This window comes from Fulvivirga lutea, from assembly GCF_017068455.1.
GTDB classification, from domain to species: Bacteria; Bacteroidota; Bacteroidia; order Cytophagales; family Cyclobacteriaceae; genus Fulvivirga; species Fulvivirga lutea.
The window spans coordinates 1,896,892-1,917,066 of the sequence record NZ_CP070608.1; the positions used below are offsets into that span (position 1 = coordinate 1,896,892).

The 20,175-nt window shown below is 36.2% G+C and carries 20 protein-coding genes; 10 read left to right on the forward strand and 10 right to left on the reverse strand.

What is annotated here, in order from left to right; all coding sequences use genetic code 11:
* Positions 1 to 42 precede the first annotated feature (42 nt).
* Entirely contained in the window at positions 43 to 930 is an 888-nt protein-coding gene (locus JR347_RS08650; RefSeq protein WP_205723652.1) for a LysR family transcriptional regulator, read from the reverse strand.
* A 94-nt stretch (positions 931 to 1,024) separates the two neighbouring features.
* On the opposite strand from JR347_RS08650, the gene JR347_RS08655 reads away from it, so the two are divergent.
* From JR347_RS08655 to JR347_RS08665, 3 genes are all read left to right on the forward strand, one after another.
* A complete protein-coding gene (locus JR347_RS08655; RefSeq protein WP_205723653.1) occupies positions 1,025 to 2,671 on the forward strand; it encodes a S41 family peptidase in 1,647 nt (548 codons plus the stop codon).
* A 118-nt stretch (positions 2,672 to 2,789) separates the two neighbouring features.
* Positions 2,790 to 3,227 carry a YybH family protein gene (locus tag JR347_RS08660; RefSeq protein ID WP_205723654.1) on the forward strand — a complete coding sequence of 146 codons (438 nt, stop codon included), beginning with the start codon at positions 2,790 to 2,792 and terminating at the stop codon, positions 3,225 to 3,227.
* On the forward strand, positions 3,220 to 3,810 hold the full coding sequence (locus JR347_RS08665; RefSeq protein ID WP_205723655.1) for a hypothetical protein: 591 nt from the start codon (positions 3,220 to 3,222) through the stop codon (positions 3,808 to 3,810). Before JR347_RS08660 ends, JR347_RS08665 begins: the two co-directional genes overlap by 8 nt.
* On the opposite strand, the gene JR347_RS08670 is transcribed toward JR347_RS08665, so the two are convergent.
* Entirely contained in the window at positions 3,794 to 4,909 is a 1,116-nt protein-coding gene (locus JR347_RS08670; RefSeq protein ID WP_205723656.1) for an LVIVD repeat-containing protein, read from the reverse strand. The genes JR347_RS08665 and JR347_RS08670 overlap by 17 nt on opposite strands.
* A gap of 299 nt (positions 4,910 to 5,208) precedes the next feature.
* Here JR347_RS08670 and JR347_RS08675 point away from each other — a divergent pair, with 299 nt between their 5' ends.
* Positions 5,209 to 6,465 carry a hypothetical protein gene (locus tag JR347_RS08675; protein ID WP_205723657.1) on the forward strand — a complete coding sequence of 419 codons (1,257 nt, stop codon included), beginning with the start codon at positions 5,209 to 5,211 and terminating at the stop codon, positions 6,463 to 6,465.
* Positions 6,466 to 6,477: 12 nt separating this feature from the next.
* On the opposite strand, the gene JR347_RS08680 is transcribed toward JR347_RS08675, so the two are convergent.
* From JR347_RS08680 to JR347_RS08690, 3 genes are read right to left on the reverse strand one after another with little or no spacing between them, the layout of a single operon-like run.
* Positions 6,478 to 7,290 carry a DUF5694 domain-containing protein gene (locus JR347_RS08680; protein WP_205723658.1) on the reverse strand — a complete coding sequence of 271 codons (813 nt, stop codon included), beginning with the start codon at positions 7,288 to 7,290 and terminating at the stop codon, positions 6,478 to 6,480.
* An 18-nt stretch (positions 7,291 to 7,308) separates the two neighbouring features.
* The gene (locus JR347_RS08685) at positions 7,309 to 8,079 is read right to left on the reverse strand and encodes a LytR/AlgR family response regulator transcription factor (protein ID WP_205723659.1); all 771 of its coding nucleotides are present in this window, start codon (positions 8,077 to 8,079) and stop codon (positions 7,309 to 7,311) included.
* The gene (locus JR347_RS08690; protein ID WP_205723660.1) at positions 8,076 to 9,119 is read right to left on the reverse strand and encodes a sensor histidine kinase; all 1,044 of its coding nucleotides are present in this window, start codon (positions 9,117 to 9,119) and stop codon (positions 8,076 to 8,078) included. The genes JR347_RS08685 and JR347_RS08690 overlap by 4 nt, the downstream gene beginning before the upstream one ends.
* Positions 9,120 to 9,334: 215 nt before the next feature.
* On the opposite strand from JR347_RS08690, the gene JR347_RS08695 reads away from it, so the two are divergent.
* From JR347_RS08695 to JR347_RS08705, 3 genes are all read left to right on the forward strand, one after another.
* Positions 9,335 to 10,633: a DUF4350 domain-containing protein gene (locus tag JR347_RS08695; RefSeq protein WP_205723661.1), complete on the forward strand. Its 1,299-nt coding sequence runs from the start codon at positions 9,335 to 9,337 to the stop codon at positions 10,631 to 10,633.
* Entirely contained in the window at positions 10,617 to 11,816 is a 1,200-nt protein-coding gene (locus JR347_RS08700) for an outer membrane protein assembly factor BamB family protein (RefSeq protein WP_205723662.1), read from the forward strand. Before JR347_RS08695 ends, JR347_RS08700 begins: the two co-directional genes overlap by 17 nt.
* A gap of 181 nt (positions 11,817 to 11,997) precedes the next feature.
* Positions 11,998 to 12,186, forward strand: a complete 189-nt coding sequence (locus tag JR347_RS08705; RefSeq protein WP_205723663.1) for a hypothetical protein — start codon at positions 11,998 to 12,000, stop codon at positions 12,184 to 12,186.
* Positions 12,187 to 12,234: 48 nt separating this feature from the next.
* Here the strand turns inward: JR347_RS08705 and JR347_RS08710 are convergent, their stop codons facing one another.
* The 3 genes from JR347_RS08710 to JR347_RS08720 form a co-directional block, all read right to left on the reverse strand.
* Complete coding sequence (locus JR347_RS08710) at positions 12,235 to 12,681, reverse strand: endonuclease domain-containing protein (protein WP_205723664.1); 447 nt, start codon at positions 12,679 to 12,681, stop codon at positions 12,235 to 12,237.
* 137 nt (positions 12,682 to 12,818) lie between these two features.
* A complete protein-coding gene (locus JR347_RS08715) occupies positions 12,819 to 13,832 on the reverse strand; it encodes a hypothetical protein (RefSeq protein ID WP_205723665.1) in 1,014 nt (337 codons plus the stop codon).
* A 109-nt stretch (positions 13,833 to 13,941) separates the two neighbouring features.
* The gene (locus tag JR347_RS08720) at positions 13,942 to 14,772 is read right to left on the reverse strand and encodes a TolB family protein (RefSeq protein ID WP_205723666.1); all 831 of its coding nucleotides are present in this window, start codon (positions 14,770 to 14,772) and stop codon (positions 13,942 to 13,944) included.
* A gap of 154 nt (positions 14,773 to 14,926) precedes the next feature.
* Between JR347_RS08720 and JR347_RS08725 the strand changes: the two genes are divergently transcribed.
* A complete protein-coding gene (locus tag JR347_RS08725; RefSeq protein WP_205723667.1) occupies positions 14,927 to 15,307 on the forward strand; it encodes a YciI family protein in 381 nt (126 codons plus the stop codon).
* A 1-nt stretch (position 15,308) separates the two neighbouring features.
* On the forward strand, positions 15,309 to 15,713 hold the full coding sequence (locus tag JR347_RS08730) for a DUF1761 domain-containing protein (protein WP_205723668.1): 405 nt from the start codon (positions 15,309 to 15,311) through the stop codon (positions 15,711 to 15,713).
* Here JR347_RS08730 and JR347_RS08735 read toward each other — a convergent pair whose 3' ends face one another.
* On the reverse strand, positions 15,714 to 16,346 hold the full coding sequence (locus JR347_RS08735; RefSeq protein WP_205723669.1) for a DUF3592 domain-containing protein: 633 nt from the start codon (positions 16,344 to 16,346) through the stop codon (positions 15,714 to 15,716).
* A 254-nt stretch (positions 16,347 to 16,600) separates the two neighbouring features.
* Between JR347_RS08735 and katG the strand changes: the two genes are divergently transcribed.
* Positions 16,601 to 18,829 (forward strand): catalase/peroxidase HPI, encoded by a 2,229-nt coding sequence (katG, locus tag JR347_RS08740; protein WP_205723670.1) that lies wholly within the window; start codon positions 16,601 to 16,603, stop codon positions 18,827 to 18,829.
* A 130-nt stretch (positions 18,830 to 18,959) separates the two neighbouring features.
* Here the strand turns inward: katG and JR347_RS08745 are convergent, their stop codons facing one another.
* Positions 18,960 to 19,853, reverse strand: a complete 894-nt coding sequence (locus JR347_RS08745; protein ID WP_205723671.1) for a mechanosensitive ion channel family protein — start codon at positions 19,851 to 19,853, stop codon at positions 18,960 to 18,962.
* Positions 19,854 to 20,175: the final 322 nt, after the last annotated feature.

The window sequence follows — 20,175 nt, forward strand, 5'->3', positions numbered from 1 at the left end:
TGTAGCTCTCAAACTCCTGATTCGTGAAATGTGGAGATGAAATTATTTTTCAGAAAGTGCTTCAATTACCAGGCTTTTAAATTTTATGTGTGGTTCCGACAATTCACTATGTTTGAGGCTTACCAAATGCCAGTTTCGATAAATTCCTGTTTTAGTTATTCGAATGATTTTTAATGCTTCATTGAGATAAGACTGTACCGCCCACTTAGACATAATAGCTACACCAAGATCATTTTTAACCATATCTATGGCGGCCTCTGTAAATTCCATCTGAATGAATTTTTTTGGCTCAAGGTCTTTAAATAGCCCGGCCTTTTCGAATATCATGTGTCGCTCATCAGGGCCGGCATGGGTAATCACTGTTTGGGTATTAATTAAATTTGTGTCAATCCAGTCTGCAGTAGCTATTGGGTTATTTCTATTGATTATTAGCACAAGTTCATCTTTGAAAAGGGGCACTGAGTCATACATTGAATCAAATGGCTCGAAAACCATTAGGGCAAAATCAGTTTTTCCATCGCGTAGTAATTTCAATGGTTTTTTTGGTGATTCTGTTATCAGGTTAACCTCTGCAGATGGGTATAATTTGTTTACTTCTTTCAATATTTCTGTTATCCATTGGTATGAAGTGTAAGCTTCCTGTGTAAATCGAATTTTTATTAACCGACCTTCAGAACCATGCTTTACGGCATTTTCCAACTCCGTCAGTTGTTGAATTATTTTCTGGGCATATTGTCTGAAAACTTCACCACTATTTGTAAGTTCCAGTCGGTTATTAACACGGTTGAAAATAACAATACCTAATTCAGATTCCAGTTCCTTTAATTGATGACTTAACGCTGACTGAGATACAAAAAGAGTTTCTGAGGCTTTCGTCAGGCTTCCTTGCTTGGATACTTCTACTACTAATTTGAGGTGCCTTATTTCCATTTAAAAAGGCATTATAATATTTGATTTATTCATCTATGATATGAAATAAACTAATAGAAATTGAATGATTCCGTAATTATCAATAATCTCGGGTATGAAAAAAAATCAGATAAGATATTTATTCGGCCTTTTGTGCATTGTAATGATTACATCAAGTTTTTCTCAAAATCTGGCTACGAGAGAATCTGCTACTAATAATTACTATAATAAATCTTACGACAAGGCAGGGCAACTATTTATAGCACTATCTGAAGATAATCCCTATAACTCTGAATATCTTATCAAAGGAGCCTTGTCTTTAAGATCAACAGGCGATTTTTTATCTTCTAATAATTTATTAAAGGAGGCTTTAAAATATGGAAAATGGCCAGACATTTATTGCTATTACCTGGCTGCAAATTATATGTCTTTGAATAAACCAGATTCGGCATTTTACTGGCTCGACCGTTCTGTTTATGACTTTAAATGGCCTGATTATCGTAGGCTGAAGACTAGTATTTTTTTTGAGGCTATAAATTCTGACCCTCGATTTAAAAAGTATTTTGGATTATACCCTGAAGTAAGTGAAAAGGTTGACAGGCGTCTAGCGGATCTTAATTTTATGGTAGAGAAATTGCAATCTATACACTATAATATTTATTCTAAAACGAGCAAGGAAATTTGGGAAGCTCGGTTAAATGCTGTAATCAATAATGTCCAAAAATATTCTGATCATGAATTTATTTTAGAGCTGATTAAACTAGCAGCACTGGCTGGTGACGGTCATACAAAGTTAGTTTATCCGGAGGAAGGAGATTATGCATTTCACCAGCTTCCGATTAGTTTGTATCAATTCAAGGAAGGTTTTTTTGTCAATGCGGCTACTGATGAATTTTCTGATCTAATTGGCAAAAAATTAGTGAGTATAGGCGGGCTATCAGTTCATGAAATATTTGGTCATTCAATTGTGTATGCAGGTCATGAAAACTTGCAGCATCATAAGAAAATAACACCAAGATTTATGGTCTTGCGAGAAGTGTTAGAAGAGGTAGGTGCTCAAATATTGGATAACTCTGTTATTCTTAATTTTGAATCAGATAGTCAGTCTTTTCATGTCCCTTTTTATCATATTGAAAAAATAGAAAGTCAAATCAAATATCCATATAAATACGAACTTCCCGATAGCAAAATTAGACTGAATAATTATGAGGATTTCGGATACTCGGCCTTGAATGATTCAATATTTTATGTGAACATAAAATATATCCTAAATAATGATAAGCGAACTTTTAAGGCTTTTGTCAATGAGGCTCTTCGCGAATTCGATTCACTCAAATGCTCTAAGTTAGTAATTGATTTAAGGCATTGTGGAGGAGGTAATTCGGAGTATAACAAGTTTTTACTTCATGGGCTAATAAAACGGTCTGATCAATTGAGCAATGAAAATTTAATTGTACTTATTGGACGTAATACTTATTCAGCGGCTATTAACCTTGTTGGAGATATTGAATATCACTCAAATGCAATTTTTGTTGGAGAACCAACAGGGTGTAGCCCCAATTTTATTGGTGAAAGTAATGTGCTAAACTTGCCTTACACTAATTTATACTTGGTCATATCTAACAGATATCATCAACCAGGTGCAAATAATTCGTTGGATAAAAGGCCTTGGATTGCCCCTGATATTTATTTAGAACCAAGTGCGCAGGATTATTTTAATGGAAAAGATGCTGTGATCGATTTTATTTTAAGTGAGTTTTAAATTTAAAATCTTTACAATCCTCATAAATGAATAATAATCACATCTCTCATGATTAAAATTCATACTTCAGAATAATGAAATTTATCGCCTTCACTTAGACTTGTTAAAAATGAGAATTATGAAAAATCTATACCTATTGATTGGATTGCTTATTGTTTTATCATGTAATGATGCAGAAAAGCAAAGTGAAGCTGATTTTGTCCAACAAATAGAAAGCGTAGAAAAATCGTTTAATGATATGGCAGCTAAAGAGGGTGTTAAAGCGGCATTTTTGGAGTTTGTTGCCGAAGATGGCGTTATCAACAGAAGAGGTAGGGTTTTTCAAGGCAAAAAAGAAATTGAAGAATATTTTGATAGCCAAACTTTACGAGAGGTTCAATTACAGTGGCAGCCGGAGTTTATTGATGTCTCAGAATCAGGTGATATGGCATATACCTATGGTCAGTTTACATTCTCGGCCAAAGATACCACCGGTCAATCAATAGAAAGTGCCGGTATTTTTCACACAGTCTGGAAGCGCCAAAAAACAGGGGAATGGAAATTTGTGTATGATTAATCGTTACCTATTATTCCTAATTACTCTTTCTACACTTGACTGTTCTTCTAATGAGTCTAATAGAAATCAATTAATTCTTAATCAATTTTATAACACAACTTCCCGATCTCAACATTTAGCATATTTAGCGGAAGACTATCAATTGTATTTTGGTTCGGTAAAGGGAAAGGGTATGAGTAAATCCAAGCTAGCAGAGCTTTTAAGATGGGATTATGCGCTTAATCCAGACAGACAAATTCTTGAGTTTATTAAATTGTCAAGTGATACCGTAATTCTAAGATCAAAGGAGGAAAACGATTTTTCAAAACTTATCAAATATCCTGGTTGGGAAAGCGTAAATACATATATAATCGATAAGAGTGGGTTGATTAAGTTGCAGTTATATCAGCCCAAAAATGAGATATCCTATAAACCTTATCTGGAACCTGCCATTGCATGTTTGGCTGTAAATGATAGTTTACGGCTTGCAGAGGTTTATGATTCAGAAAATAAAAGGCTTATTCAGGATAGTATTTCTGCTGTAAAATGGACAGGATTATTGCGAGAATGGAGGGCATCTAACCCATCTACTTATCAAAAATAAATAATCCATTTTTCACATCACTAATATATACATAAGGTTTATCTGATAAGGCATATACCCCAAATGCACCAAGAAAATAGCCTTTGCCACTAATTTCAGGATCAGTATCGTATTCGCAAATTAAAACAGGATTCTCTGGGTCTCGAAAATCAAAGGCTCGTAAGCCGGCTGAATAATAAGAGAAATATGCAGTATAGTTAACTATATGTACATTATGCAAGGTAGAAGCTAGATCTTTGTATTTGTATTTAAGAACAGGTTGAGCTATATCGGAAATATCCCAAACAGTAAAGTCGTCTCCTAGTTCCGCGCTACCAGCCGGTCGTTCGTCATTAATTACCAAGTAATTACCATCTTTGGTCACCCAGCCGCTATGATGGAACCTAATTAAGAGAGATTCTATATAACCAATGGCAACGGGTTTTGTAGGATCAGATATATCATAAATTTTAGTTCCTTCACTGCCGTGAAAATCGAATAAAGTATCACCTTTTATCATGGCTTCATGGCCAGAATCTAATGGCCCACCCGTCCATAGCAACCTAGGGTTAGTTGGGTCTGTTTTAATGTCGTATATTTTTATTCCTGGTAGGGATGCGGTCAGTAAGCCATTAGAAATGAATATGTTATGAGCTCCATCAAATTCACCAACCTTTACAGGATTACTTGGATCGGACAAATCTACCACGCTTCCTTTGGCCTCTTCGACTCCGTTCACCGTGTACATATAGTTCTGGTAGGTTTTAATATCCCAACCCCCAACATTGTTGAATTTTTTCACAAGTGAAGGCTGAGTTGGATCACCTACGTTTACAATATAAACACCAGTAGTATCATTAATTAAACCTTCTGCACCAAAACCTATTAGCACATAATTCTCGTCATTTTCACTATATCCCCATATATCTGATACCCACTGATCAAACTCTAATTGCCCAATCACTTCACAAGATGCAGTAGGTTCAAGTAAGTCCGGCTCGTCAGGTACTTCTTCTGTAGGGTCAGGAATGGTATTATTAGGCGCCATCTCATCACTATCATCATCGCATCCGAAAAGTAAGGGTAATAAGATTAAGCAGCGTAGAATTGTAAGTCTCATAACAGAACCAGTTTCAATGATTTAACCATTTAAATAGTTCTGATCGATAGGAATTAGTTAAGTAAGTTACTCAATTTAATCATCTAACAATAATTTAAAAATTAGTAACCTAACCTCAAATATTGAGCAAATCATATAGCATCATGCGCTTATGCCATGAAATTAATTGATGTTTATATGATAATTTTACAAGATTCACCAATCAAAGTAGTTACATCATATTTAGTGGAATTCAATTCTTATTGTGCCGAATTTGGCAGAAAGTTTTGTAAATAAATGATAAACAAGACTTTATCACAATGAAAAATATTTTATCTGTTGTATTTGTATTGAGCAGTATGTTGTCTTTCTCTCAAGACAGTCTCCAATTTTACTATGATCAGGGAAGAGCAGCATTAAAAAATGGAGATACTACACTTTATCTAAAGAGTTTTGAAAGAGCTGACATAATCAGACCTTATCATCCTACATTAATTCATCATTTGGCTAAAGCTCAAGCGTTAAATAATAAGTGGAAAGAACTCAATGAAACTTTGAGAATAAAGCTGATGATGGATGCAAATCTCGAAATTCTTGAAGATTCTGTTTTTCAGGAATTTAATACAACAGGTTTTTATGATGACCTTATTCAACTTCAGCAAAGCCTATTGCAAAGCAGCATGAATAGTAAAGCTTATATAGAACTGGACTTGGGTTCGTTTCACCCGGAGGCTATTACTTACAATCCTGAAAGAAAAGTATTTTATCTAGGTGGCGTTCATGAAAGGGCTATTGTTTGTGTGAATAACAAGGGAGAAATTATTGGGCGGATAGATTACCAATCAATACCTGAAATGTATGCCGTAATGGGGTTACAATTTGATGAGAAAACAGGTAAACTTTGGGCATGCAGTGCTGCACTTCCTGAAATGAAGGGGTATTCTGAGGAGGTTGATGGTAATTCATCAGTTATTTTACTGGATGCTGATCTGCAAGTAATAAATACACATAATGAACAAGGCGGACATTTATTCGGGGACTTAATACTTGATGATAACAGCTCGATTTTAATTTCAGATGGAAGGGCAAACACGATTTACAACTATTCCATTGATGCTGGTTTATCTACTTTTAAAGACCTTTCGGATAGAGGGCTTTCGTTACAAGGCCTTACACTTCATTCTAATGGTATGTATTTATATGTTGCTGATTATATTAAAGGCCTTTACAGAATTGATATTCAAAATAAAGAAGCAGTTAAAATTGAGCTTGCCGGAGACATCATTTCCAAAGGTTTCGATGGAATTTACTTCTACGAAAACTCACTTATTGCCCTTCAAAATGGAGTTACACCAAAAAAAGTTTGGCGACTTTTCCTAAGTAATGATGGATCTACTGTGGTTAGCACGGAAGTGATCGATCAGGCACTTGAAATTTTAGATGAGCCTACACAAGGTGTTTTAATCGGTGATAATTTTATATACATCGCAAACAGTCCTTGGTCGAAATATAAAGATGGTCAACTACAGGTTGATGATCAAGATAATACAGTTTTACTGAATTTTGATCTAAAGTAGATTAACAGCCACTTACTTCAGATATTTCATTGGGCTTACAACATTAAACATACCTGATTCTTCTGCCATTTGAGTGAGAAGATAGTTATGCCCGTTACCATAAATCACTAGAATTCTGTCTTCATTGGAGTCAATTTTCTGTTTGATATTTGTGAATATTTTAAGATTTCGACCGTACCACCACGATAAGTAATTGGCTCCGGCATAGATGTCATCATCAACAATGTCTAATAATCGGAAATAGCGTTGATGGTCGTTGGCAATATGTTCTTGGCTATTTAAAAATATCATTTGTTCAGTAACTGTTAGCGTTCTTAGATGTGTGACATCAGTTTCTACTTCGTTTTTCAGATCCTCGTATATTTTTTTCAGATAAGCCTTTACTTCAGGCCTGCTTTCTGCAAATTTTTCATAATTGTATGTTGAGTCAACAGGTAAAGGATCTATTCTGTCAACAGCATAAATTTTTTGAATATTTAACTTTTTAGCCAATCGAAGACCAATTTGATCTGTTTCGTTTCTGGTTAATTCATAGTTACCAGCCAGGTAATCAGCCAGTTTTTTATCTAGTTTTTCTTGATTGTACGATCGGCTTTCAACCATAATTTTGGTGGGTTTGTATTGAGCCAGTTTATTGATCAACTCATCAAGCTGTTTTTGCCGCTCGGGGTTTTTGATGTCATCAATTTCAGTGTTTACAACATTACTGGTCGTGGTTGCCATATGGTAGGTTCCAAGTATGAGTATATCGGGTTTTTTATTTGGTTGCCCTAGTGATATAGTTACTGATATGAAGAATAGTAAGGAGGCAGTAAGTAGCTTCATCGTGATTACAATTTGGTTTTAATTCATACCCATCAGCTTGAAAAGCTCTTCTTTATAGGTTTTACTTACCCGGTGCGTAGTATTGTCATCCATCTTTATTTCAACATCTCCAAAGCCAACACTTACAATTTCTTTTAAAAATGAAGTGTTTATGATGGATGATCGATGTATCCTAATAAATTTTGATGGGTCTAAGATTTTTATGAGTTCAGTGAGTGATTGTCTTAAAATGTGCTTTTTGCCACTTTCAATAATTTCAGCATAATATCCTGAAGCTTTGATGTACTCAATACTTTCGCAAGGAATGAAATAGGTTTTGTCAGCGAGTTTAATTGGGATAGATGTTTTATACAGGCCAGCCTTGTGGTCAGATTGATGCGACATTAATTGAAGTAGTTCTCTGATTTGTCGTTGATCAGCTTCCATATTTCGTGTATGAACCAGGCTAATGGCACGATTTAACACAGAGAAAAAGCGCTCTTCTTTGAATGGTTTCATCAGGTAATCGAATGCCGTATACTCAAAGGCGCGTACTGCATACTTGTCGTAGGCGGTAATGAAAATAATAATGGGTATGAAATTTATTTTATCGAGAACATCGAAGCCATTCTTTGACTTCATTTGTATGTCTAAAAATATAATATCTGGTTTAAGCTCATCAATATTCGAAATAGCACTTTCAACATTACCACATTCAAAAGAGATTTCAATATCGAAACGCTGTTTTACTAGTTTCTTAACTCTTTTACGTGCAAGCGGTTCATCGTCTATTATTCCTACTTTGATCATTTTTCTGCTGGTAAAATTATTTCATTAGTCAGACCTGGTTGATTGGTGTTGTTATAAATTTTAAATGCGTATTTCTCACCGTACGTTTCGCTAATTCTGGTAATTATATTGGACAGTCCCGTGCCATACTTCCAATTTTCAGTCAAACCCGAGCCATTATCAGAAACTTTGATGCAAAGAGTTTCATCGATTAATTCAGTTGAAATGATAATTTCCAACTTGTTTTCTGTGAAGCCATGTTTAATGGAATTTTCAACAAGGGGTTGAAGAATAAATGAAGGAATTAGGCATGTCAGATGGTCATTAGAAATGTTTTTTTTAATGATCAATGAGTCAGAAAAGCGCGTGATTTCAATCTGAATATATTTTTCAAGAATATTTAGCTCTTCTTGTAAAGAAATTTTGTTTCGACTGTCAAATTCCAACACGCTACGGAGTAATTCACTCAAATCTACCAGCATCGACTGGGCTTTTTTACTGTCTTCATCTATCAATGAGCTAATGGCATTCAGTGAGTTAAAAAGAAAGTGAGGCCGCAATTGAGATTTGAGATATAACATGCGAGTTTCAAGTAGCTGCTTTTCTACTTTCTCTCGTTTGACTTCTTCCTGTTTCCTGGAATCATAATAAATTAAACCATAGGTAATGCCAATAAGAAAATTATAAGTTAAAAAGCTTTCCCTAAAAAAACTTGGCAGGTTAGCCAGGTACATTTCCCATAGCTCAGGTAGCTTGGGTTTATTATATATGTATTCCATTAAAATTGGAAATACAGACATAAGCAAAGTAAAAACGACAATACCCAGAAGGTTAATTCTTAGATGATATACCCAGTATTTTCTGAGTAAATCTTTTTTTAAGAGCAGATTGATTATGAAATAGAGAAACACAAGGCCTAATAGCCAGCTGCCAATTTGAGATGATGCCACACGTATAATGGAACGCTCAACGCCAATGGATTTTAGCCACAGCATTACACTAAAGATGGAGATGAGTTTTGTGCCACTCCAAATGATACCAATGATTTTAAATGGCTTCATTGTTCAAAATTCTAAAACACGGCTGTTTAATTCGTTTATTTCAAATCATAATATGCACCTTTCGCATCAATTATTCAGACTAATTGATCAAAAAAGGGATTTATGTAAATCAATAAACTAATTTTTTAGTTAATTGAAAATGAGTTAGGCGAAAAACATGTTTAGAGATATGAATTGGCCTAGTTATGTGTTCATAATTCAAAAATAACAGTTCAATGAAACAGTTTATTATCAGATCACTTCCATTGTTGATACTAATTTTAGGCCATGTTACATTTGGGCAACCGGTGGCTGACACAGATTTTACCTTTGAATTAGTAAAGGCTGCATATCAAGCCAATGAAGGCCCGGTTATTACAATAGATGAAGGCCACAATAACCTGCATAAAAAGGATGGGGGTCTGTCAGTTCTGGTAACGGCTTTGGAAAAAGATGGTTATCAGGTGAAAGCAAATGAATCGGCAATATCTGATGAAGTACTTAAATCCACAGATATTTATGTAATAGCTAATGCATTACATTCATCTGATATTGGTAATTGGGTGGTGCCTAATCCTTCGGCTTTTACTGAAAAAGAGATGGATGTGTTGGTTAATTGGGTGAAAGATGGTGGAAGACTTTTACTAGTGGCGGATCATATGCCTTATGGTGGAGCCGCAGAAGACCTTGGCGCAAAGTTGGGGATAGAATGGAATAATGGTTTTGTAATAAAACCTGGTCAGCATTGGCCACCAAGCACTTTTAGTTTGGAGAGTGGTACTTTAAAAGAAACGGAAATAACTAAGCGTAAGGAAGATTTTGAGACTATCACAAAGCTCGCATCATTTACAGGGTCTGCATTCAAAGCTCCTAAGGATGCCACTATTATCTTTGCATTTGATGATTCTCACGAAGTGCTTATGCCAGATACAGCCTGGCGGTTTAATGAAAAAACTAAAAAGTACAACTCCAAAGGATGGCAGCAAGGTGCCTATTTCAATTTTGGTAAGGGCAAGGTTGTGGCGTTAGGCGAAGCTGCCATGATCACCGCTCAAATTGTGAATGACCAATTTAAAGTTGGATTCAACAGCCCGCACGCACCGCAGAATTTGCAATTCGCACTAAACATCTTCCATTATTTAAGTGATCATGAAAAGTATGTAGATAAAAATGAAATTATTGAAAACTTAAATGTGGCGATGGAGGAGGCTTTTAATTCCGGAGATATGTTAAAAGTAGCTTCATTTTATGCAGATAATGCAAAATTATATGGGCCTAATGGCAATGATGTAGAAGGAAGAGCAGCCATTGATAATTATTGGAAGTCATTAGAAGGCAAGCACGTTAGCTGGGAGTTGGAAACGCATGAATTAAACTGGGTGGGGGAAGAGTGTCATCAAATAGGTGTATCCAGACTGAGATTTAAACAAAACAACCAGACTGTAACCGCCACCACTCGATTTTATTTGGTGTGGCAGCCACAAGACAATTCATTTAAAATAGGTAAAGATTTTTATCATGTATATCAACGCTAAAACTTTTGTGGGCATTTTATCATTAGCCCTATTATCAACAACACTATTCGCTCAATTAGAGCCAAGTTGGAAATTCAATACTTATAGCTCCATTTATGGCGGTGCGGCAACAGATGGAAGTTCTATCTATTTTGGAAATGAAGGCGGTGAGTTTTATGCTCTTTCTCAGGCTGGTGAAGAACGTTGGCAAGTGAACTTGTCAGGATCGATCAAGTCCACACCAGCAGTTTCTAATAAAGCTGTTTATATTAATACCGGTGAAGGTATATTATATGCCATCAACCCGAAAAAGGGCACAATAATTTGGGAGAAGAAATTAGGTGAAGAAAAGAAATATGATTTGTGGGATTACTATTTGTCATCACCGCTTATTGAAAATGACCGGCTTTATGTAGGGCTGGGAGATGGAAATGTAACATGCGTTTCAGCAAGTGATGGGCGTATAATATGGTCGTTTAAAACAGTAGATGCCATACATGCGACTCCGGTTATTGATGGCAGTAGTTTGTTCATAGGCAGTTTTGATGGCTTTCTTTATTCTTTGAATAAAAGCACAGGTGAACTAAACTGGAAGTTTGATACTGCAGGAAGCACTAATTATCCCAATGGTGAAATTCAGAAAAAGGCACTGGTTGATGTTGATTGGGTGTATGTGACTTGTCGTGGAAATTTCCTTTACAAAATTAATAAGACAACCGGAGCAAAGGATGCGGAGTTTTTTGAGCCTGGAAGCTGGATAATTGCTGCTCCTGTGCTAGTTGGCAACAATCTCTTATTTGGCACTTCTGACTCACAAAAAGTAAGGTCAGTTGACAAAAATACGTTAAAAGAAAATTGGTCTGCAACTACTACTATGCGCATTTATGGGCAGGGAATTGCAGCTGAATCTAATGCTTATTTCACAACATTTGATGGAAAAGTGATTCAGGTAAATACAAGTACGGGAGATTCTCAAGTGGTATTTCAAACTCAAACGAGCAAAGAAAATTATTCGTTGATTTATAATGAACAAGGTTATTTTAGAAAAGATATGCTACAGTTGTACGGTAGCAACATAGCTGCGGCCGAAAAATTATTATTGCTTCTAGGTGCATTTGCCGGAGAAGGCTTAAAGCATGACGGTCAGCTTATCTATGGTAATTCGAATGGAACACTTTATTCGTTTACTATTGGAAATGAATGAAAACATTAGATTTTAAAATTAATCAAGGCATATTCGTTTTTTGTAAATGTGATGTAGATCAAGTTCCAGATGGCATAGAACCCGTCATGCAGTTTAAAGAAGAGTAAGGTCTGACTATCATTATTGAATATAGTCAACTCAAACCTGAGATGGAATTGGAGTTGGGTACTCAAAAATTTGCTTGGATTACTTGCCTACAACTACCAACTTATCAGAAACAGGAATTACCCGTAAAATTTCATTTGTGCTCGATGCATTGTGTATTCCCTGCAACATTGTAGTAGCATTTCATCATGATCATATTTTTGTGCCATATACTATGAGACTGAAGGCATTGTCGGCACTTACTTCTTTGGGAACAGGTGAATAAAATCCTGCATATTCCAAATTATAATGCATTTTTATTTTTGAGCTTAAATTATCCCCCGCTGGCGGGGGTAGGGGGTGGTAAATTTCTTTTTCTTGTTTTTGGAATAACATCATGTTCGTTCATTAATCGAACAACTTGCTGTTCAATTGTCCATTGAACAGAGTTAATATGTTTTAACACCTCTTCATCCGCAAATCGAATTACGGTAAATCCAGCCTTTTCTAAATTGGCTTGTCGGATTTCGTCTCTCTTTGCTACTTCTTCAAAAGTGTGGGTAATTCCATCTACTTCTATAATTAACTTAAGTTCTTTGCACATGAAATCTGCTATGTATTGAAGAACAGGACGCTGTCTCCTAAAGGTAAAACCCTTCATTCCGCCTGCCCTAAGAACATATTTCCACAAGCAGGCTTCTGCCTTCGTCATGTTTGAGCGCAACTTTTGTGCATTAACTTTTAGGTTTTTGTTGTAGTAGTGGTTTGTGGATGAGTTCATGCCATAAATCTACAAAATCCACCCCTAAGCCCGCCAGCGGGGGACAAATATGGAAGTAATAAAATAAAAAAGGCCCAGGCCAACCACGGCCTGAGCCATCTCAAACAACAACCCTGAATAATCAGAATTGTAAACTTTTAATTCTTCAGCTTCAGTAAAATCGACTTGTAATTTGCTAATGCTTCTTTCTCAATATTTAACCAAGGTCTATAAAAAGTAACTTCTGTATTCAATGCGGATTTGCTCTGTAGTGCTTGACCTAATTCTGTTATTTCCAGTGCCCCATTATGTTTTCTGGCAGCAAGATTCAGTGCGATCAGTTCTTCTTCAAATAGGTTGGTTTCTTCTTTAGAATGCCCCCATGTTGGCCTGCTCGAGTAGTCTGAATAAACGAAGTCTTTTGAACTCAGTGAAGCCAAAATTTCTGTGGCAGGAAATGAAACAGAGATGGTATCGGATAATTCATTATTTAACCTTTTTATTCTATAGTGACTTGCATCATTTCGCATAGCCACCAGGTCGTCCATCAGCAGTACTAATCTGAGGTAATTTGAAACACTTTTAGATGATAGTAATGATTTTTTTCGTTCTAATGGTGAAGGGAAATTCTCGAGTTCATCTGAATTGCTGATTTGGTCGAAAATGTGATTGATTATCTCAACCTCCTCAGGTTTAATTTCAGCAATCTGTTGACGGGCAATTGAGGAAGTAATTTCATGAATTACTTTTTTACCTTTTTCGGAAATATGGAATCGGGCATCTTCATATTCAAGAAGGCCCTCCTCTACCAGTTTTTTAAACTGTCCGGTTATATGAAGTCTGTTGGCAAAGGGGTATCTCAATTGAAAATTAGGTGCATTAAAACCCGTACTATCCAGATTAGAGGCACAAAAAAATAATAGAGCCAAATCGCGGTTGTCTAAACCCGTTTTTTCATTTACTGCTTTATAGGAATTTATAAGTAGGGGTCGTGTTAACTTATTATTTATATGCCTGTAAGTCTCAAACCAGATAGAATCGGAAATAAAACAATCATAAATTTCACTTGGAGTGCACTGAGTAGTAGAAATTTCAGCAGTACTTTCTTTTCGCTCATTCTGACAGCTTGAAACTAAGGTACAAATGATAACTAGTAGAAATAGGCATCTCATTGTATAAGAATGAGCGATTATATCTTCAAGCTATGTGCACAGGCTTTTAACTTACATTAATTTGAATTGGATACTATAAATTTTGATGTATTGAGAATTAAGGAACGCTTTATGATTTTTTGAGAATTGTTTCAAGCAATAAACAGTGAACACGTCCTTCTACTTCATAATAAAAATACTTTTTATCAGTAGAAAGAGTAGGAGTAAGTTCAAACACCCCTTTTTCATTGATTTGAGTTAATGGCTGAGCCTCACTCCAGTTGCCTTCTTCATTGAAAGAAATAAATAAATCCAATTCCCCTGTTTCGAAAGAGTAACGATTGAAAATGATAAATTTCTCATCAGGATCGATGACTAAGTCATTTTCACTATCCGTAGTATTCAATGCATTCAGAGGTGTAGGGTCACTGAACTTGCCATTCATATAATTACTCACATAAATATCCATACTTCCTTTTCCACCAGGTCTGTCAGAGTTAAAGTAAAGCCTGCCTGATTTAGTTAAAGTAGGGTAGGTGTCATGCCCTTTGTGATTGAGTTCTGAAATAAATTGTGGTTCACCCCAAGCATTATTTGATTTCATTACCATCCATAAGTTTCCATACGGCACAGGATCATTCGTTCCTGGCTCAGGTCTTCTGGAGATGAATATCATTAAGCTATCTTGGAAAATTTCCGGATGATAGTCAGTGTATTTGCCATTAGAAAATGATACTTCAATGGCCTCACTCCATTTATCCTCATTCAGCACATGCATGTAAATTCGGTAAATAGGCTTTTGTCGTTCATCAACTAAACCAGTTGATTTTGAAATATAGACAGTATCTAAAGTAGCGAAGGTTAGGCCATTACCGATTTCAAACGGCAGGCATATCTCTTGACAGAATGATGATGAGATGTTTCTTACAAAAAGAAATAATAAAATGACTACAAATCTCAATGGAATATCGTTGGTGCTGAATCCATGATAAATTAATGGAATCTTAAACTTAAATGACAGTTTTTAATTCAATAAATCAGCAATTCAAATCATAATAATTGAGTATCGCAGTAAATTAAACTAGCTCGATTGAACAACTTCCTTTATTGGTTCTATGAGATCAGAATTTCTACTATTGATGGTATTTGTCATAATAATCACCTGTTCCGAAGTTCAGGCGCAATCCGAAATAGTTCGGTATTACCATGTGGAATTACAGCCAAATACTCATATGCCAGCTTATGAAAAGTCACAATTAGACAGTATTCAATTAGCGCATTTAGCTAATATTAAACACATGGCTGAAAGTGGTAGACTAATGGTGGCAGGTCCATTCAAAGATGGTGGTGGACTATTTATTTTAAATGTGGCAAGTTTCGCAGAGGCTGAACAGCTCTGTAATCAGGATCCAGCTGTAATGGCTGGCAAATTCACGTATCGGATAAAAGAATGGTACACAGAAAAGGGTTTATTCACACTAGAAAATAAAAATTGATATGCAAAATGTAGACATTAACTATTTAGCTGTAGTGGCAGCCGCACTTTCCATGTTCGTGATTGGTGGATTATGGTACTCACCAATATTATTCGGTAATGCATGGGCAAAAGAGAACGGCTTTACTCCTGAATTTGTGCAAAGTGGTAATAAAGCGAAAATCTTTGGTGGTTCATTACTCCTTTCTTTAATAATAGCATTTAACCTGGCCGGATTTATTAGTGGGTTTGAAGAATGGACATGGGGTTTGATTGGTGGGTTTTTATCAGGGTTTGGCTGGGTAGCTATGAGCATTGGTATTCTGTACCTCTTTGAAAGGAGGTCGGCTAAGCTATTCTTTATTAATGCGGGGTACTTTGTGTTTTCCTTTTTAGTTATGGGGCTGATTCTTGGCTTGTGGAAGTAATTAAAACAACCTCAAAACCATATAACCTGCACCGCTAAAGGTAACTCCGAAAAAGCCTATAATAACAATCGAAAACCAACGATCCCAGAAGGTGTTTACCAAGGCCTTACCAGGAAATTTAGGATCGATTAATATTTCTGCCTCTTCTCCTATTTCATAGTCCGGGCTGGAAGATCCCACATCACTGGTATGGGTATAAGTTTGATTATTATAGTTGTACTCAAAAATACTACTATACATTAAGGTTCTGTTTCCATCATCGTCAGAGCTGTAATAGGTATCATGGTCAATTACTTTACCAATTACAGGTACGGCCGTTTCTGCAAATTTGTAGTTTGTATAAAAGATATAAACTGCTACACCTAGCATTATCAAACCAAAGAAAAGAAAGATGCCACCTACCCATTTGCTTACCTTACTATCCTTCATGGCCTTGGCACTGGATTTAGCCATAAACTCACGCATTTTTAAATCGGGAGATTCTTCTACTGTTCTATCTAACTCCTCAGTAAGTTTTAATGCTTCTTCGGCTGATAAGCCCAAGGTGTTTTGCAGATAACGAACTGCAGCTAGTTCATCTCCAGATTTGAGTAGACTTTCTAAATGATTTTTTTGTTCAGTGGTGAGATTCATGATTCATTCCTATTAGAATGAACAAGATAATAATCCTGATTAAAAGATGCTACAAGTTTATTTGGTTAACCCAACATTAACAACGCGTTATTTAACCTTTTACTTACCAAGTAAGTCTTTTTTAAGTGGAGGCTTTTGGGTAACTTAAACAGACTTCTTTGCTATAAGCTTAGCTTATAAATAGATAATTATTATAAATAAAAATTATCTCATATTTACTCATAGAATAAACTTCTAACCTTAATTAAAACAACATGGAAAATAAAGCACATTCAAGTTACGATGTAAATGATGCTAGCAAATGTCCATTCTTAAATGGGCCCTTGAATCAAGGAGCAGGCACAGGAACATCAAATCGAGATTGGTGGCCCAACCAACTTAAGTTAAATATCCTCAGGCAGCATTCTAAATTGTCTAATCCTATGGATGAGTCATTCAACTATGCTGAAGAATTTAAAAAGCTAGACTTGAATGCCGTTAAAAAAGACTTACATGATTTGATGACTGACTCGAAAGAGTGGTGGCCGGCAGATTATGGTCATTATGGTCCGTTTTTTATTAGAATGGCGTGGCACAGTGCTGGTACTTACCGTATTGCAGATGGTAGAGGAGGAGCTGGAGCAGGTACATTGCGTTTTGCTCCTTTGAATAGCTGGCCTGATAACGCCAATCTGGATAAAGCAAGGATGCTGTTATGGCCAATCAAACAGAAGTATGGAAATAAAATTTCCTGGGCAGATTTAATGATCCTTACCGGAAATGTAGCTCTTGAGTCAATGGGCTTTGAAACGTTTGGTTTTGGCGGAGGTAGAGAAGATGTTTGGGAGCCGGAGGAAGATGTGTATTGGGGGTCTGAAAGCGAGTGGCTTGGAGATAAACGTTATACTGGCGACAGAACTTTAGAAAATCCATTAGGAGCAGTACAAATGGGTTTGATATATGTGAACCCGGAAGGCCCTAATGGTAATCCTGACCCTGTGGCTGCTGCCCGCGATATCAGAGAAACATTTGGTAGAATGGCTATGAATGATGAAGAAACGGTTGCATTAATAGCCGGGGGACATACATTTGGTAAAACCCACGGGGCCGGTGATCCTGGTAAATATGTGGGCCCTGAACCTGCAGCAGCTACCATTGCAGAGCAAGGTACAGGTTGGAAAAATACACTTGGTTCAGGTAATGGTGTAAATACAATTACCAGTGGTTTAGAAGGAGCATGGACAACTACACCAACGAAATGGAGCAACAACTATTTCGAAAACTTATTTGGTTATGAGTGGGAATTAACAAAAAGTCCGGCAGGTGCACATCAGTGGAAACCAAAAGGTGGCGCTGGCGAAGGTTTGGTACCAGACGCGCACGACCCAAGTAAAAAGCATGCACCTTTTATGCTTACTACTGACTTATCATTACGATTTGATCCTGAATATGAAAAAATCTCCAGAAGGTTTTATGAAAATCCTGATCAGTTTGCTGATGCATTTGCGAGAGCTTGGTTCAAATTAACACACAGAGATATGGGGCCAAAAGTAAGATATATGGGTCCTGAAGTACCTAAAGAAGATTTAATCTGGCAAGATCCTATTCCTGCCGTGAATCATAGCCTCATTGATGATAAAGATATTTCATCGTTGAAAGGTAAAATTATTGACTCCGGTTTAACCGTTTCAGAACTTGTTTCTACAGCTTGGGCATCTGCCTCAACTTTTAGAGGTTCAGATAAACGAGGTGGCGCAAATGGAGGAAGAGTACGATTAGCACCACAAAACCAATGGGAAGTAAATAACCCGGCCCAGTTAAATAAAGTACTGGATACTCTGGAGCGAATACAGAAAGAGTTTAATGGAGCACAGTCAGGCAATAAGCAAGTTTCGTTAGCAGATTTAATTGTACTTGGCGGCTGTGCAGCCATTGAAAAAGCTGCGAAAGATGCTGGGCAGTCAGTAAGCGTTCCGTTTACGCCAGGTCGTGCTGATGCTTCAGCAGAGCAAACTGATATTGAAAACTTTGCTGTGCTAGAGCCTATGGCCGATGGCTTTAGAAATTATAAAAATAAAAAGTACGGAGCCAAAGCCGAAGAACTGCTAATAGATAAAGCTCAATTACTAACACTAACAGCACCGGAAATGACTGCACTAGTGGGTGGTATGCGTGTGCTGAATACCAACTATGATAATTCTAACCATGGTGTATTCACTGAAAAACCTGGTGCTTTAACTAACGATTACTTCGTTAATTTATTAGACCTCAACACAACCTGGGCACCAAAAGATAAATCTGAAGAGGTGTTTGAAGGTAAGGATAGAAAATCAGGCAAAGTTAAGTGGCACGGTTCCCGTGTAGATTTAATTTTTGGTTCGAATACTGAACTTCGTGCCTTGGCAGAAGTTTATGCCACCGTTGACGGCAAAGCGAAGTTTTTAAAAGACTTCGTGGCCGCCTGGAACAAAGTGATGAACTTAGATCGATTTGATTTGAATTGATAAAATCAAAAATAGGACAGTAAAAAGCCTCAAGATCTCTTGAGGCTTTTTTAGTTAAATTAATTATTCACTCAAATATGATTGAGTGTTAAGTAAGTTCAGTTCTATTTTTTATCGATGAGATGATATTCTAATCAACCTTGTCCTCTGATGAATTTTTAATTATTAACGGTATGGATTTTTGGTCTTCATAAATTTTCACCTCTGTTATGGTAGCGGGTAGGTTTATTTCATTATCCGAAAGAGCCTTAAGTATTTCATACATTACTTTTGTTTTGAGTATGGCAAGCGGTTCGGTGAAATTGTACGAATTAATCCAATAATATATTCTGATATTCACTGTGCTACTCCCAAAGGCCTCCAGTTCAAGAAATGGTGATAAGTCAGTATCATGTTTTATTTCTTCTATTTTATCTAATGTCTGTGAAATTAATTGAGTCACGGCTAGAATATTTTCTTCATAAGCTATGCCCACAAGAAAGTCGAACCGTTGTAAACCATCTCTGGTGTAATTAATTAAAGGTTGTTTAATCAGTGTTGCATTAGGTATATAAATATCCTTACCATCAAAAGTTCTGATATGTGTGTTTCTAAAGCTCAGTGAATTAACGGTGCCCTGTAAATTTTGAATTTCAATAACGTCACCAATTTTAAATGGCCTGCTAAAAGCGAGAAAAAAACCCGCTAAAAAATTTTCTCCAATATCTTTAAAGGCAAATCCCAGAATTATTGCAGATACTCCTGCACCTGCCAACAGCCCACCTGCTGCATTGCCTAAACCAATTTGATTTAGAAAAATAATTACACCAAAAATTATCATTAGCAGAAGAACTATTCGACCAATAAAATTCCTGATGAGTGGGTCATTACTATTCCTTAGTAATCTTTTTCTAATAATGCTTCTCAATAACATGCCTATCACAGTAAACATTATCAGCCAAATGGAAGCAAGTATGAGGTCAGGTAAAAGTTCAATCAAAGAGTCCCAATAACCCAATGCAGATATTTTTAAGCGTTCAAGCATTTCAATAATTAAGGTTTAATAACAGATTCATTTAATAATGATTTTTAACCAATAAAGTCGTATTTTTTAGAATTCAAGTATTACATAATAAATAATATAAAATGAATATCACAATTATTGCTCTCTATGTCTTGATTCCTTTAATCGTAATAATGGGTGTTATGTACCTTATACGCAGGAAGCGAGAGGAACACACTGATAGGAACACGAACAAATTCTCTGATATAAAGGCTGAAGAATCTAAGGATAAGGAGTAAAAAACACTTTCTCAATGTCTAGAATGTAGAGAAATTATTAGCCATAAATTAAATTGATAATCATA

What these genes read in the sequence shown, in the direction of transcription:
- JR347_RS08655 (WP_205723653.1), top strand. Translation starts at nt 1,025, where the DNA reads ATGAAAAAAAATCAGATAAGATATTTATTCGGCCTTTTGTGCATTGTA.
- katG (WP_205723670.1), top strand. Translation starts at nt 16,601, where the DNA reads ATGGAAAATAAAGCACATTCAAGTTACGATGTAAATGATGCTAGCAAA.
- JR347_RS08670 (WP_205723656.1), bottom strand. Translation starts at nt 4,909, where the DNA reads ATGAGACTTACAATTCTACGCTGCTTAATCTTATTACCCTTACTTTTC.
- JR347_RS08735 (WP_205723669.1), bottom strand. Translation starts at nt 16,346, where the DNA reads ATGAATCTCACCACTGAACAAAAAAATCATTTAGAAAGTCTACTCAAA.
- JR347_RS08730 (WP_205723668.1), top strand. Translation starts at nt 15,309, where the DNA reads ATGCAAAATGTAGACATTAACTATTTAGCTGTAGTGGCAGCCGCACTT.
- JR347_RS08690 (WP_205723660.1), bottom strand. Translation starts at nt 9,119, where the DNA reads ATGAAGCCATTTAAAATCATTGGTATCATTTGGAGTGGCACAAAACTC.
- JR347_RS08745 (WP_205723671.1), bottom strand. Translation starts at nt 19,853, where the DNA reads ATGCTTGAACGCTTAAAAATATCTGCATTGGGTTATTGGGACTCTTTG.
- JR347_RS08695 (WP_205723661.1), top strand. Translation starts at nt 9,335, where the DNA reads ATGAAACAGTTTATTATCAGATCACTTCCATTGTTGATACTAATTTTA.
- JR347_RS08700 (WP_205723662.1), top strand. Translation starts at nt 10,617, where the DNA reads ATGTATATCAACGCTAAAACTTTTGTGGGCATTTTATCATTAGCCCTA.
- JR347_RS08710 (WP_205723664.1), bottom strand. Translation starts at nt 12,681, where the DNA reads ATGAACTCATCCACAAACCACTACTACAACAAAAACCTAAAAGTTAAT.
- JR347_RS08685 (WP_205723659.1), bottom strand. Translation starts at nt 8,079, where the DNA reads ATGATCAAAGTAGGAATAATAGACGATGAACCGCTTGCACGTAAAAGA.
- JR347_RS08715 (WP_205723665.1), bottom strand. Translation starts at nt 13,832, where the DNA reads ATGAGATGCCTATTTCTACTAGTTATCATTTGTACCTTAGTTTCAAGC.
- JR347_RS08650 (WP_205723652.1), bottom strand. Translation starts at nt 930, where the DNA reads ATGGAAATAAGGCACCTCAAATTAGTAGTAGAAGTATCCAAGCAAGGA.
- JR347_RS08680 (WP_205723658.1), bottom strand. Translation starts at nt 7,290, where the DNA reads ATGAAGCTACTTACTGCCTCCTTACTATTCTTCATATCAGTAACTATA.
- JR347_RS08665 (WP_205723655.1), top strand. Translation starts at nt 3,220, where the DNA reads ATGATTAATCGTTACCTATTATTCCTAATTACTCTTTCTACACTTGAC.
- JR347_RS08725 (WP_205723667.1), top strand. Translation starts at nt 14,927, where the DNA reads ATGAGATCAGAATTTCTACTATTGATGGTATTTGTCATAATAATCACC.
- JR347_RS08675 (WP_205723657.1), top strand. Translation starts at nt 5,209, where the DNA reads ATGAAAAATATTTTATCTGTTGTATTTGTATTGAGCAGTATGTTGTCT.
- JR347_RS08660 (WP_205723654.1), top strand. Translation starts at nt 2,790, where the DNA reads ATGAAAAATCTATACCTATTGATTGGATTGCTTATTGTTTTATCATGT.